A 13,121-nucleotide genomic window follows, 5' to 3' on the forward strand; every position below is an offset into this window, starting at 1 on the left:
TTTTACGGCCTGTTTCCGTGGCGTCCCCTAGAGATTCGATCCCTACATGTTTGGTTCCAACGACGACAAGAAGGCCCCGCCAGCCGGGGAGAAGAAGGGTCTGTTCGGCTGGCTGCGCAAGAAGCCGCAGGCCGAGGAGCAGCCCGCCGCCGAAGTTGCGCCGCAGGTTGAACAGCCTGTCGTCGCCGAACCCGTTCCGGTTTCCGGGCAGGCCCCTGCCGCCCAGGCCGAGCCGGTATCCCTGCGCGTCGAGCCGACGCCCGAACCGATAGTCGAGGTAGTGCCGGCCAGCGTACCGGTCGAGCCGCTGGTGCAGCCCGAGCCGCAGCCCGTCGTTGCCGAGGCGCCGCAGCCGGCTGTGCTGCCAGTCGAGCCTGCGCCTGTCGTTCAGCCCGAACCTGTGGCCGAAGCTCCCGCCGTGGTGGTCGAGCCCGAACCTGCCCCGCAGCCCGAACCCGAGCCGCAGGCCAAGCCCGCCGCCAACGAGCCGAGCAAGCTCGGCTTCTTCGCTCGCCTCAAACAGGGCCTGTCGAAGACCAGCGCCAGCCTCGGTGAAGGCATGGCCAGCCTGTTCCTGGGCAAGAAGGCCATCGATGACGACCTGCTGGACGAGATCGAAACCCGCCTGCTGACTGCCGACGTCGGCGTCGAGGCCACCACCACCATCGTGCAGAATCTCACCCGGCGCGTGGCGCGCAAGGAACTGGCCGACAGCGAAGCGCTGTACAAGGCGCTGCAGGAAGAGCTGGCCGGCCTGCTGCGCCCGGTCGAACAGCCGCTGAACATCACCGCCGACCAGCAGCCCTACGTGATCCTGGTGGTTGGCGTGAACGGCGCCGGCAAGACCACCACGATTGGCAAGCTGGCGAAGAAGCTGCAGCAGGACGGCAAGAAAGTCATGCTGGCCGCCGGCGACACCTTCCGCGCTGCCGCCGTCGAGCAACTGCAGGTCTGGGGCGAGCGCAACAATATCGCCGTGATCGCCCAGCACACCGGTGCGGACTCCGCCTCGGTGATCTTCGACGCCGTGCAGGCCGCCAAAGCGCGTGGCGTGGATGTGCTGATCGCCGACACCGCTGGTCGCCTGCACACCAAGGACAACCTGATGGAAGAGCTGAAGAAGGTGCGCCGGGTGATCGGCAAGCTGGACGAGACGGCTCCCCACGAAGTCCTGCTGGTACTCGATGCCGGCACCGGGCAGAACGCCATCAACCAGGCCAAGCAGTTCAACAACGCCGTGGAGCTCACCGGCCTGGCCCTGACCAAACTGGACGGCACCGCCAAGGGCGGGGTGATCTTCGCCCTGGCCAAGCAGTTCGGCTTGCCGATCCGCTACATCGGTGTCGGCGAAGGGATCGACGATCTTCGAACCTTCGAGGCCGACGCTTTCGTCCGCGCACTCTTCGAGACCCGGGAAATCGCATGATCCGTTTCGAGCAGGTTGGCAAACGCTATTCCAATGGCCATGTCGGCCTGCACGAGATTTCATTCCGCGTGCCGCGCGGCGAGATCATGTTCGTCACGGGCCACTCCGGCGCCGGCAAGAGCACCCTGCTGCGCCTGATCCTGGCGATGGAGCGGCCCACCTCCGGCAAGCTGCTGCTTGGCGGGCAGGACGTCTCGCGCATCTCTACTGCGCAGATTCCCTTCCTGCGCCGGCAGATTGGCGTGGTGTTCCAGAACCACCAGTTGCTCGATGATCGCAGCGTGTTCGACAACGTCGCCCTGCCCATGCAGATTCTCGGCCTGCCCAAGGCGGACATCGCCTACCGCGTCGAGGCGGCGCTGGACAGAGTGAACCTTGCGGAGAAGGCCGAGGACCGTCCGTCGGACCTCTCCACCGGCCAGCAACAGCGCGTCGGCATCGCCCGTGCGGTGGTACACCGCCCAGCCTTGCTGCTCGCCGATGAGCCGACCGGCAACCTCGACCCGCGCCTGGCCTCGGAAATCATGTCCGTGTTCGAAGACATCAACCGCCTGGGTACTACCGTGCTGATCGCCAGCCACGACCTGGCGCTGATCGCGCGCATGCGCCACCGGATGATCACCCTGCAGCGCGGCCGCATCATTGCCGACCGCGAGGAGAACGCCTGATGAGCGCCAACGACCTGCCTCGCGGCGACGAAGAGGGCACTCCGACGCGCAATACGCGCGAGCGCCCGGAAGACAACGAACACCAGGACCACAGCGCCTCGCTCTCGGCCTACGCGGAAAACCATCGCGCCAGCCTGATGGACAGCCTGCACCGTCTGGTCAGCCACCCTTTCGGCAGCTTCTTCACCTGCCTGGTGATGGGTATCACCCTGAGCCTGCCCATGGGGCTGTCGCTGCTGTTGAACAATGTCGAACGCCTCGGTGGCTCCTGGCAGCGCGCCGCGCAGATTTCGCTGTTCCTCGACCTGAAGGCCAGCGAGGCCCAGGGCCAGGACCTGCGCGAACAGATCGAGAAAATGCCCGATGTGATCGAGGCACAACTGATCAGTCGAGACGATGCGCTGAAAGAGCTGCAGGAACAGTCCGGCCTGGGCGAAGCCTTGAAAGAATTGCCTGACAACCCGCTGCCGGCGGTCATCTCGGTGACGCCCAAGCAGATCGACAAGGCCCAGTTGGATGCCTTGCGTCAAAGGTTGTCGGAGCTGCCGGGTGTACAACAGGCGCAGCTGGACCTGGTCTGGGTCGAGCGGCTGTCGGCGATCCTCAAGCTGGGCGACCGCTTCGTCTTTGGCCTGACCCTCCTGCTGGTGCTGACCCTGCTGCTGGTGATTGGCAACACCATCCGTCTGCACATCGAAAACCGCCGTAACGAAATCGAAGTCATCAAGCTGGTCGGCGGGACGGACGGTTACGTGCGCCGCCCCTTCCTCTATATGGGCGCGCTGTACGGCCTGGGCGCGGGCATCCTGTCCTGGGCTCTGCTGGCCTTCGGGCTGGACTGGCTGAACAGCTCCGTGGTCAACCTGGCCGGGCTGTATGGCAGCGATTTCGGCCTGGCGGGCGTACCGATCGACGACGGTCTGTCGCTCACCATCGGCGCGGTGCTGCTGGGCTGGATCGGCGCCTGGCTGGCCGTGGCCCGCCACCTGCGCGAGCTGGCGCCGCGCTGAAGCCCCTGATTTCATTGGGGGTTAAACGGGTGTAAAGGAACTTTTACACCCGCTTGCAGTCAGATTTCGCAGTGCTACACTGCGCGAGTTTCGTGAATCGGAGGATTCGCATGACCACTTCTCTGCAACCTGTTTATGCCCTGGCTCCCGGTGCGAACCTGGAAGCCTATGTGCACTCGGTGAACAGCATTCCGCTGCTGACGCCGGAGCGGGAGCGCGAACTGGCCGAACACCTCTTCTATGAGCAAGATCTGGAAGCGGCACGGCAAATGGTTCTGGCGCACCTGCGCTTCGTTGTGCACATCGCCCGGAGTTATTCCGGGTACGGCCTGCCCCAGGCCGATCTGATCCAGGAAGGCAACGTTGGCCTGATGAAGGCCGTGAAGCGCTTCAACCCGGAAATGGGTGTGCGCCTGGTGTCGTTCGCCGTCCACTGGATCAAGGCGGAGATCCACGAGTTCATCCTGCGCAACTGGCGGATCGTGAAAGTCGCGACCACCAAGGCGCAGCGCAAGCTGTTCTTCAACCTGCGCAGCCAGAAGAAGAAACTGGCCTGGCTGAGCAATGACGAAGTGCACCGCGTCGCGGAAACCCTCGGTGTCGAGGCCCGCGAAGTCCGCGAGATGGAAAGCCGTCTCACCGGGCATGACATGGCCTTCGATCCGGCGGCGGATGCCGACGACGAAAGCGCCTACCAGTCGCCGGCGCACTACCTGGAAGACCATCGCTACGATCCGGCTCGCCAGCTGGAGGACGCAGACTGGAGCGACAGCTCCAGCGCCAGCCTGCACGAAGCGCTGGAAGGCCTGGACGACCGCAGTCGCGATATTCTCCACCAGCGCTGGCTGGCCGAGGAAAAGGCAACGCTGCACGACCTGGCGGCCAAGTACAACGTATCCGCCGAGCGGATCCGTCAGTTGGAAAAGAACGCGATGAACAAGCTCAAGGGGCGCATCGAAGCCTGACCGGCTTCGATGCGCATCCGTCGAGAGCGCGAACCGCACCCTGGTGCGGTTTTTTTCTGTCCGCCTTTTTGAGTCTGGAGAGACCCATGCCGCGCCTGCGTCCCGTCCACGGGATGTTCTTCCTGGTCATCGCCCTGCTGGCCTTCGGCCTGGGTACCTGGGTGGCCCGCACCTCGGCACCGCCCAAGCCGCCGCAGTGGTTCAACGACTGGAGGGAAAAGATCTTCGAGCCGCTGGCCAACGACCGCCTGAGCCTGGATGAGCTGCAGGGTCTGCAGCCTGGAGAACTCTGGCTGACCGCCAGCCAGGATGGCCCCCAGTTGCATTACCGTGGCCGGCTGGTGACGGAAGAGGGGCCCTGGCACGTCGAGGCGGAGCTGGCGCTGAGCGAGGCCGAGCACGCCAGCCTGGCCAAGGCGACCGGCATGCAGCCCACCAGCAAGGACCAGCCGCTGAGCGCTGAACTCATGGGTCAGTTGGGCAACAAACCGGTGTCCGAGCTGGCGCTGGCGCCGCAGGAAGACCTGGCGGTCGGGCGCCTGGCGGTGAGCCTGGGTGATCCTCGCCTGCGCCTGCAGGTGGATGGCGGGGAAGCCTGGGTCTATCCGGAGAAGGGCATGACCCTGCTGCATCGCGACGGCACGTTGCAATGGATCCGCGTGGTGCCGCGCAACACCCTCAAGACCAGCCAGACGCCTTAAAGGCGTTCGAGGTAGTCGCTGCCGCCCAGCTGCCACATCTGCTGGCGAATCCACGAGGCGCGCTGGCGTACGTAGGGGCCGGGTTTGCCGGCGCTCCACTTGCGCGGGTTGGGCAGCACAGCGGCGAGCAGGCTGGCCTGTTGCTGCGACAGCCGCTTGGCGTCGACGCCGAAGTGGTGCTGGGCAGCGGCCTGGGCGCCGAATACGCCGGCATCCCACTCCACGCTGTTGAGGTAGACCTCGAGAATCCGCTGCTTGGACCAGAAGGTCTCGATCAGCAGGGTGAACCAGGCCTCGAAGCCCTTGCGTACCCAGCTGCGGCCGGACCAGAGGAAGACGTTCTTCGCCACCTGCTGGCTGATGGTGCTGCCGCCGCGCACCTTGCCGCCCTGTTCGTTATGCGCCAGGGCCTTCTGGATCGCCGGCAGGTCGAAGCCGTGGTGCTCGGCGAACTTCTGGTCCTCGCTGGCGATCACCGCGAGCTTGAGGCTGTCCGGTAACTCGTCCCAGGAACGCCAGCTGCGTTGCAGGTCGATGGGTTTGCCGTTGAACCAGGACTCGATCTTGCGCTCGACCATCACCATGGTTCCCGGCGGCGGCACCCAGCGCAGGACGATGACCAGCCCGACGCTGATGGCGACGAACCAGAGCGTGATCTTCAGCAGGCGGCGGAGCAGCTTGGGCATTCGAGGCTTTGACTGGGCGGATGAGCGGGCCATTATAGCGGCACTCACCTGTCTGGAGCTTTCCGATGCTGCGTACTTTCCTGATGCTTGCCGCCTTCTTCGGTTTCACCGGAGTCGCCCTCGGTGCCTTCGCCGCCCACGGCCTGAAGAGCAAGCTCACCCCCGAGTACCTGGCGGTGTTCCAGACCGGCGTGCATTACCAGATGCTGCATGCCCTGGCGCTGTTCGGCGTGGCGCTGCTCTCGGCGCACATCGGCGGCACCCTGGTCAGCCTTGCCGGCTGGGCCTTCACCGTCGGCATCCTGCTGTTTTCCGGCAGCCTCTACCTGCTGACCCTGGCGGGCCTGGGCGTGGGCATCATTACCCCGATCGGCGGGCTGTTCTTCCTGATCGGCTGGGCGCTGCTGCTGGCCGCAGCCTTCCGTCTGGGTTGACCCGAGCGTCAGAAAAGCCCGAGTGCGACGCTCCGGTACCTTGGTCATCCGCCGCTATCGGGCTAGAATGCCGACCCCCTCCAGCCATGACCGACCCGCCCATGCGTATTCAGTTGAACGGCGAACCCTTCGAGCTGCCCGACGGCCACAGCGTCGCCAACCTGCTCGAGCGTCTCGACCTCACCGGCAAGCGTGTCGCGGTCGAGCTCAACCAGGACATCGTGCCGCGCAGCCAGCACGCCGCCACCGCTCTGAGCGAAGGCGACCAGGTGGAAGTGGTGCATGCCATTGGCGGCGGCTAGCCGCCGCCTCCCAGACTTTCAGGCCCCGCCCGCCTTCCCTTCAGGAGTGATCCGATGAGCCAAACCAACTCCAACCTGCCGGTCGACAAGCCCTTCACCCTGGCTGGCCGTACCTACAATTCGCGCCTGCTGGTCGGCACCGGCAAGTACAAGGACCTCGAAGAGACCCGAGTGGCCATCGAGGCCTCCGGCGCCGAGATCGTCACCGTGGCTGTGCGCCGCACCAACATCGGCCAGAACCCGGGCGAGCCGAACCTGCTGGACGTGATCCCGCCGGACCGCTACACCATTCTGCCGAACACCGCCGGCTGCTACGACGCCGTCGAGGCCGTGCGTACCTGCCGCCTGGCCCGCGAGCTGCTGGATGGCCACAACCTGGTCAAGCTGGAAGTCCTGGCCGACCAGAAGACCCTCTTCCCCAACGTCGTCGAAACCCTCAAGGCCGCCGAAGTGCTGGTCAAGGACGGCTTCGACGTCATGGTGTACACCAGTGACGACCCGATCATCGCGCGTCAGCTGGCCGAAATCGGCTGCATCGCGGTGATGCCGCTGGCCGGTCTGATCGGCTCTGGCCTGGGCATCTGCAACCCGTACAACCTGCGCATCATCCTCGAAGAAGCTACCGTTCCGGTGCTGGTGGATGCCGGCGTGGGCACTGCCTCCGACGCCACCATTGCCATGGAGCTGGGCTGCGAGGCCGTGCTGATGAACACCGCCATTGCCCACGCGCAGAACCCGGTGATGATGGCCGAGGCCATGAAGCACGCCATCGTTGCTGGCCGCCTGGCCTACCTGGCTGGCCGCATGCCGCGCAAGCTTTACGCCAGCGCGTCGTCGCCGATGTCCGGCCTGATCAACTAACGTTTCCACTTCGACGCGCGGGCCGGATTGCCAGGGGCAACCGGCCCGCGCGTGCATTTACCCGCAAGGTCCGAGTCATGAGTGACATTCCCGAGAATCAGCCCGAAAACCAGCCCGTCGCCGACAACCGGCCGATGCGCGCCATCAAGAGCTTCGTGATGCGCGCCGGTCGCATGACCGAGGGTCAGCAACGCGGCCTCGATCAGGGCTGGCCGAAGTTCGGCCTGGAGCTGGCCGATGGTCTGCGGGACTTCGACCAGGAGTTCGGGCGCCAGGCGCCGCGTACCTTCGAGATCGGTTTCGGCATGGGCCACGCCACCCTGGAGATGGCCGCTGCCGCGCCGGACCAGGACTTCATCGGCGTGGAAGTGCACCGTCCCGGTGTCGGCGCACTGCTCAACGGCATGCTGACCCAGGACCTGACCAATATCCGCGTCTACAGCTGCGACGCCCTCGAGGTGCTGCGTGACTGCGTGGCCGATGCCAGCCTCGATCGCCTGCTGCTGTTCTTCCCGGACCCGTGGCACAAGTCGCGCCACCACAAGCGCCGCATCGTGCAGCCGGCCTGGGCCGAGTTGGTACGGCAGAAGCTGAAGGTCGGCGGTGTGCTGCACATGGCCACCGACTGGGAGCAATATGCCGAGCACATGCTGGAAGTGATGAATGCCGCTCCCGGCTACCGCAACCTGTCGGCGGACAATACCTATGTGCCGCGCCCGGAAGAGCGCCCGATCACCAAGTTCGAACGTCGCGGGGAGCGACTCGGGCATGGCGTCTGGGACCTGAAGTTCGAGCGCGTCGACTGAGAGACCGGAAGGGCCTGCGCAGCAGGCCTTTTTCAAGGCTGTACCCCTATCAGACCGGGATAACCCGGCAGGCCGCCAAGGCCACCCTCACCTCCTGAATAAAAAGCGGCATCCGCCGCGGACGAAAATAAGAGTGATGGACAGGAGTCCGTCGCAAAGGAGTCTGCTGTGTTGAAGAAACTTGCTGTACTGCTGATGGCGGGGGCGTGGGTCCTGCCGGCGCAGGCGAAAGTCGATGCCACCGAGGCCGCTCGACTGGGCCGCGACCTGACGCCGATGGGGGCGGAAATGGCCGGCAACGCCAGTGGCACCATCCCCGCGTGGACCGGCGGCATCACCAGCGCCCCGGCGGGCTACCAGCCCGGTACCCATCACCTCGATCCGTATGCTGCCGATGCGGTGCAGTACAAGATCGACAGCAAGAACCTGGCGCAGTACCAGGCGCTGCTTACGCCGGGCACCCAGGCGCTGCTGCAGGAGAACCCGGACTACTACCTGCGCGTCTTCCCCAGCCGTCGCAGTGCCTCGCTGCCCCAGCGCCTCTATGACGCCACTCGCTTCAACGCCGAGAACGCCGAGCTGATCGCCGACGGCAATGGCGTGCAGGGCGCCGCCGCCGGTGTGCCGTTCCCGATGCCGAAGACCGGCCTGGAAGCCATCTGGAACCACATCATGCGTTACCGTGGCGAGCAGATTCACATGGTGACCAACCAGGCCGCCGTGCTCGCCAATGGCAGCTACAACCTGCTCAAGCTCGACCGCTACGTGTACTTCAACTACGGCCGCGAGGGCATGACCCCGCAGGACCTGAACAACACGCTGTTCTACTACAAGTACAACATCGTCGCCCCGGCCAAGCTCGCCGGCTCCGCGCTGGTGGTGCAGGAGACCCTCGACCAGGTGCTGTCGATCCGCAAGGCCTGGCGTTTCAACAGCGGCGAGCGCCGCGTGCGCCGCCTGCCGAGCCTGGCTTACGACACCCTGCAGCCGGACACCAACGGCCTGGCTACCGCCGACACCGTGGACGTCTACAACGGCGCACCGGACCACTATGAGTGGCAGTTGCTGGGCAAGCGCGAGATGCTGGTGCCGTACAACAGCTACGCCGTGCACCAGAAGGGCATTCCCTACGCCGACATCCTGCGCACCAAGACCCTCAACCCCGAGCTGCTGCGCTACGAGCCGCACCGCGTCTGGGTGGTCGAGGCAACCTTGCGCAAGGGCATGGGCCATCCGTTCGCCAAGCGTCGTTTCTACCTGGATGAAGACAGCTGGCAGATCCTCGCCTCGGACATCTACAACGCCGACGGCAAGCTGATCCGCGCCCAGGAAGTGCACCCGATCAACTACTACGACGTGCCCATGGTGCTCAGCACCCTGGAGGCGCTGTACGACTTCGAAGGGGCGCGCTACTTCGTCGACGGCCTGGACAACAACGAGGCGATGTACGACTTCAAGGCCCCGCTCGGGCCGCGCGACTTCACCCCGCAGGCCTTGCGCCGCGAGGGCAACTGAGTCCAGCAGAGGCCGCCGCGAGGCGGCCTTTGTCTGTCAGTGGGAAGATTCTGCAGGAGTGAGGGGGACGCCATTGTTATTGCTCGCGAACGTGCTACCCGGCAGCTCCTGCGTTGGGCGGTTCGCGAGCAAGCTCGCTCCTACAAAAAAGCGCGCATCTGGCGCCCCGTCGCACAGCGAGTGTTATTCGATCAGCTCCGCCCCCATCACCGTGGTCTCCGGCATGCGCATCGGCGCCGGGCTGATCTGCAGGTACTTGATGCTGTTGCGCGGAATGATCAGCAGATCGCCGTCCACCTCGATGCTGATGACCGGCGATTCCATCTGTTTGCGGATGCCGCGAGCCACTTCAGCGGGGTCGTCGCTCTGTTGCGGGAAGCGCAGCGCCAGGCGCTGGCCATCGGCGAAATGCAGGTAGAGATGCTTGATCGGCTTCATGTGCCCTCCGGTGGGTTGCTGGCCAACCGCCGGAGGGCCGCAGGTCAGCTGCGGTCGGCGATCATGCCAATCACGAAGAACACTAGCAGCAGGACAGGCGCCAGGGTGTAGTTGTTGAAATAACCCAGGCCCTTGGCCAGCCATGGGGTGACGAAGACCATCGCCAGGCCGTAGCCCACGGCGCAGATCAGCACGAACAGCAGAGTGCGGAAGACGAAGTTGAGGCTGCCGATGCGCTGCTGTACCCAGGCGTTGATCGCCGGGCCGAACAGCACCAGCACGGTGGCCATGATCGCCAGGGCGATATCGGACAGGTGGCCGCGGCACCAGCGGGAGACGTTGGCAATCAGGTCGAGCGCGAAGTCCATTGGGGCTCCTTGGGATTCAGAGTCGCCGGGGAGTGTACACGGCGGGCGACAGCAACGTCGCCCGCTCGTACTCGCGTCAAAGGCTCAGGGCAGGAAGCGCTGCAGCAGGTCGTTGAGGAACAGTTGGCCGCGCTCGGTGGGGGCGAGGCGCTGTGGGTCATCCAGCAGTAGGCCGTCCTGGCGCGCCTGGCGGCAGGCTTCCTCGATGAGCGCCAGCGACAGGCCGGTACGCTCGGCGAAGGTCGCAGCGGGAACGCCCTCGGTGAGGCGCAGGGCGTTCATTATGAACTCGAACGGCAGGTCGCCCGCCTCCAGGTCGCGCTCGCCGGCCTGGAAGGGTTTCTCCGGGTTCAGGTAGTCCTTCGGCAGGCGGGTCTTCCAGGTGCGCAGGATGCGGCCTTGCGGTGTGCTCAGCTTGGCGTGGGCGCCCGCGCCGATGCCGAGGAAGTCGCCGAAGGTCCAGTAGTTCAGGTTGTGCCGCGCACGCTTGCCGTCACGGGCATAGGCCGAGGTTTCGTACTGGACGTAGCCCGCCTGGGCGAGCAGCGCCTGGCCGGCTTCCTGGATTTCCCACAGCTGGTCGTCCTCGGGCAGTTCTGGCGGTTGGCTCCAGAACACCGTGTTCGGTTCCATGGTCAGCTGGTACCAGGACAGGTGCGTCGGCGCCAGCGCGATGGCCTGCTGCAAGTCGGCCAGGGCGTCGGCGACGCTCTGCTCCGGCAGGCCGTGCATCAGGTCCAGGTTGAAGTTGTCGAAGCCGGCGCGGCGAGCCATGTCGGCAGCACGGATAGCCTCCTCGCCATCATGGATGCGGCCCAGCGCCTTGAGCTTTTCGGCCTGGAAGCTCTGGATGCCAATCGACAGCCGGTTGATGCCCAGCGCCCGATAGTCGGCGAACTTGGCCTGCTCGAAGGTGCCCGGATTGGCTTCCAGGGTGATCTCGATGTCGCTCTCGAACCCGACTTGCCGCTCCAGGCCTTCGAGGATGCGGCCCAGCGCTTTAGCGGAGAACAGGCTGGGCGTGCCGCCGCCGAAGAAGATCGAGGTCAGCTTGCGGCCGTATACGTAACCGCAGTCAGCAGCCAGGTCGTCCAGCAGCGCCTCGACGTAGGCGTCCTCGGGCAGCTCCGGGCCGGCGGCGTGGGAGTTGAAGTCGCAATAGGGGCATTTGCGCACGCACCAGGGGATGTGCACGTACGCGGACAGCGGTGGCAGGCGGAAGCCGGAAACCACCGGCCCTGCGTCGAGCCCGTGGCTTCCTGCCTGGCTCATAGACCCAGCCGCTGCTTCAGCAGGGCCATCGCACGGGCGCGGTGGCTGATCTGGTTCTTGCGCTCGGGTGGCAGTTCGGCACTGGAGCATTCTGCTTCCGGTACCCAGAACAGCGGGTCGTAGCCGAAGCCGTGCTCACCGCGGGCTTCGCGCAGGATGCTGCCGTGCCAGAGGCCTTCGCAGAGGATCGGCAGCGGGTCGTCGGCGTGGCGGACCAGGGCCAGCACGCTGACGAACTGGGCGCCGCGCGCCTCGTCCGGTACGTCCTTCAAGGCGCCCAGCAGCTTGGCGTTGTTCGCCGCGTCACCCTGGCCGTCGGCGTAGCGCGCGGAATAGATGCCCGGCGCCCCGCCAAGGAAATCCACCGCCAGGCCGGAGTCGTCGGCCAGCGCCGGCAGCCCGGAGAGGCGCGCGGCATTGCGGGCCTTGAGGATGGCGTTCTCGACGAAGGACAGGCCGGTCTCTTCGGGCTCCACGTCGCTGAACTCACCGATGGAGCGCACCTTCACGTGGGCTCCGAGCATGGCCTGGAGTTCCTTGAGCTTGCCGGCGTTGTGACTGGCCAGCACCAGTTGTTCGAGCTTGATCATTCGTCTGGGAAGATTTCCTGCATGAAGTCGAAGCTCTGCGGCGCTTCGCTTCCGGACTGGACCTGGATGGAGAAGGTCAGGGTTTCGCGGCCTTCGATGGGGAATTGCGCCAGGTTGTAGACGGCGCCTTCCTCGACCACGCGCTTGAAGGTCAGGGGGATGGTCTGCCCCATCAGGTTCTTCGCGCTGCCGGCCACGGTGGCGTTGGCCGGCTTGCCGCTGGCGTCCAGCGGCACGATGTTGATCACGCCCTGGGCCTTGCTGCGCACCACGCCCACCGCTTGCGCGACATTGGGCTGGAGGAAGCTGGAGTTGAACACGCTGTAGTGCACCTGCAGGTCGCCCAGGCGCTTCACCTGTTCGGCGAAGGCGGGGACGGCGAGGACCAGGCAGGCGAGGAAGGTAAGCAGGCGGCGCATGATGTTTCTCCCGGGCTCTATCAGATAGCCGCGATCAGACGGCGATGCGGTGGTCTTGCACGCCAGCGCCGCTGATCCGGTAGATGCCGATCTCACCCAACAGATTAGGCCAGATTCGCGAGGCCCAACCATGCTGGTGCTCGTGGTCTACCGCCAGGCGGTCAAGCACCCGCGCGTGCTGCTCGCGGCAGAGTGCCTCGAAGTCGCGGAAGGTGCAGAAGTGGATGTTCGGCGTGTTGTACCAAGTGTACGGAAGGAACTCCGACACCGGCATGCGGCCATTGCGCGCGAGGTACCAGCGGCAGCGCCAGTGGCCGAAGTTGGGGAAGGTGATGATGCAGGTCTTGCCCACGCGCAGCATCTCCGCCAGCACCTTGTCCGGGTAGCGCAGGGCCTGCAGCGACTGGGTCATCACGACCACGTCGAAGCTGTTGCTGGCGAAGTTTCCCAGGCCCTTGTCGAGGTCCTGTTCGATGACGTTCACGCCACGTTCGATGCACTTGGCGATCTTGTCGGGGTCGATCTCCAGGCCATAGCCGCCGACCTGCTTGTGGTCGCGCAGCCAGGCGAGCAGCTCGCCGTCGCCGCAGCCCAGGTCGAGCACGCGGCTGCCGGCGGGGATCCAGTCTTGGATGATTTCCAGGTCGGCGCGCATGGGTG

The 13,121-nt window shown here is 65.4% G+C and carries 17 protein-coding genes; 10 read left to right on the forward strand and 7 right to left on the reverse strand.

From position 1 onward, the window contains the following. Positions 1-46: 46 nt before the first annotated feature. From ftsY to CTR55_RS16045, 5 genes are all read left to right on the forward strand, one after another. A complete protein-coding gene (gene ftsY / locus CTR55_RS16025; RefSeq protein ID WP_296287627.1) occupies positions 47-1,426 on the forward strand; it encodes a signal recognition particle-docking protein FtsY in 1,380 nt (459 codons plus the stop codon). After that, a complete protein-coding gene (gene ftsE, locus CTR55_RS16030) occupies positions 1,423-2,094 on the forward strand; it encodes a cell division ATP-binding protein FtsE (RefSeq protein WP_296287628.1) in 672 nt (223 codons plus the stop codon). Before ftsY ends, ftsE begins: the two co-directional genes overlap by 4 nt. Beyond that, a complete protein-coding gene (gene ftsX / locus CTR55_RS16035; protein ID WP_296287629.1) occupies positions 2,094-3,104 on the forward strand; it encodes a permease-like cell division protein FtsX in 1,011 nt (336 codons plus the stop codon). Before ftsE ends, ftsX begins: the two co-directional genes overlap by 1 nt. A gap of 110 nt (positions 3,105-3,214) precedes the next feature. Then, a complete protein-coding gene (rpoH, locus tag CTR55_RS16040) occupies positions 3,215-4,069 on the forward strand; it encodes an RNA polymerase sigma factor RpoH (RefSeq protein WP_296287630.1) in 855 nt (284 codons plus the stop codon). A gap of 86 nt (positions 4,070-4,155) precedes the next feature. Beyond that, complete coding sequence (locus tag CTR55_RS16045) at positions 4,156-4,770, forward strand: hypothetical protein (protein ID WP_296287632.1); 615 nt, start codon at positions 4,156-4,158, stop codon at positions 4,768-4,770. Here CTR55_RS16045 and mtgA read toward each other — a convergent pair. Next, positions 4,767-5,489, reverse strand: coding sequence for a monofunctional biosynthetic peptidoglycan transglycosylase (gene mtgA / locus CTR55_RS16050; RefSeq protein ID WP_296287633.1), 723 nt, complete (start codon positions 5,487-5,489; stop codon positions 4,767-4,769). The two genes, CTR55_RS16045 and mtgA, sit on opposite strands and share 4 nt — an antisense overlap. Before the next feature lie 32 nt (positions 5,490-5,521). On the opposite strand from mtgA, the gene CTR55_RS16055 reads away from it, so the two are divergent. The 5 genes from CTR55_RS16055 to CTR55_RS16075 all read left to right on the forward strand — a co-directional run bounded on the left by CTR55_RS16055 (position 5,522) and on the right by CTR55_RS16075 (position 9,374). Then, positions 5,522-5,890, forward strand: a complete 369-nt coding sequence (locus tag CTR55_RS16055) for a DUF423 domain-containing protein (protein WP_045213015.1) — start codon at positions 5,522-5,524, stop codon at positions 5,888-5,890. 101 nt (positions 5,891-5,991) lie between these two features. Continuing rightward, positions 5,992-6,192 carry a sulfur carrier protein ThiS gene (gene thiS, locus CTR55_RS16060; RefSeq protein WP_017520101.1) on the forward strand — a complete coding sequence of 67 codons (201 nt, stop codon included), beginning with the start codon at positions 5,992-5,994 and terminating at the stop codon, positions 6,190-6,192. Between the two features lie 54 nt (positions 6,193-6,246). After that, complete coding sequence (locus tag CTR55_RS16065) at positions 6,247-7,053, forward strand: thiazole synthase (RefSeq protein WP_296287636.1); 807 nt, start codon at positions 6,247-6,249, stop codon at positions 7,051-7,053. Positions 7,054-7,187: 134 nt separating this feature from the next. Continuing rightward, entirely contained in the window at positions 7,188-7,859 is a 672-nt protein-coding gene (gene trmB, locus CTR55_RS16070) for a tRNA (guanosine(46)-N7)-methyltransferase TrmB (protein WP_296287997.1), read from the forward strand. A 168-nt stretch (positions 7,860-8,027) separates the two neighbouring features. Continuing rightward, positions 8,028-9,374 carry a DUF1329 domain-containing protein gene (locus CTR55_RS16075; protein ID WP_296287638.1) on the forward strand — a complete coding sequence of 449 codons (1,347 nt, stop codon included), beginning with the start codon at positions 8,028-8,030 and terminating at the stop codon, positions 9,372-9,374. 183 nt (positions 9,375-9,557) lie between these two features. On the opposite strand, the gene CTR55_RS16080 is transcribed toward CTR55_RS16075, so the two are convergent. The 6 genes from CTR55_RS16080 to metW all read right to left on the reverse strand — a co-directional run bounded on the left by CTR55_RS16080 (position 9,558) and on the right by metW (position 13,116). Beyond that, positions 9,558-9,812, reverse strand: a complete 255-nt coding sequence (locus CTR55_RS16080; RefSeq protein ID WP_296287640.1) for a hypothetical protein — start codon at positions 9,810-9,812, stop codon at positions 9,558-9,560. Between the two features lie 44 nt (positions 9,813-9,856). Continuing rightward, complete coding sequence (locus tag CTR55_RS16085; protein ID WP_017520106.1) at positions 9,857-10,180, reverse strand: DUF3392 domain-containing protein; 324 nt, start codon at positions 10,178-10,180, stop codon at positions 9,857-9,859. 84 nt (positions 10,181-10,264) lie between these two features. Continuing rightward, the gene (gene hemW / locus CTR55_RS16090; RefSeq protein ID WP_296287642.1) at positions 10,265-11,452 is read right to left on the reverse strand and encodes a radical SAM family heme chaperone HemW; all 1,188 of its coding nucleotides are present in this window, start codon (positions 11,450-11,452) and stop codon (positions 10,265-10,267) included. After that, positions 11,449-12,042: an RdgB/HAM1 family non-canonical purine NTP pyrophosphatase gene (gene rdgB, locus CTR55_RS16095; protein WP_296287644.1), complete on the reverse strand. Its 594-nt coding sequence runs from the start codon at positions 12,040-12,042 to the stop codon at positions 11,449-11,451. Before rdgB ends, hemW begins: the two co-directional genes overlap by 4 nt. Beyond that, entirely contained in the window at positions 12,039-12,461 is a 423-nt protein-coding gene (locus CTR55_RS16100) for a DUF4426 domain-containing protein (protein WP_037013512.1), read from the reverse strand. The genes rdgB and CTR55_RS16100 overlap by 4 nt, the downstream gene beginning before the upstream one ends. Before the next feature lie 34 nt (positions 12,462-12,495). Then, entirely contained in the window at positions 12,496-13,116 is a 621-nt protein-coding gene (metW, locus tag CTR55_RS16105) for a methionine biosynthesis protein MetW (RefSeq protein WP_296287646.1), read from the reverse strand. Positions 13,117-13,121: the final 5 nt, after the last annotated feature.

Origin of the sequence: Pseudomonas sp. (assembly GCF_002796985.1) — a bacterium.
Classification (GTDB): Bacteria; Pseudomonadota; Gammaproteobacteria; order Pseudomonadales; family Pseudomonadaceae; genus Pseudomonas.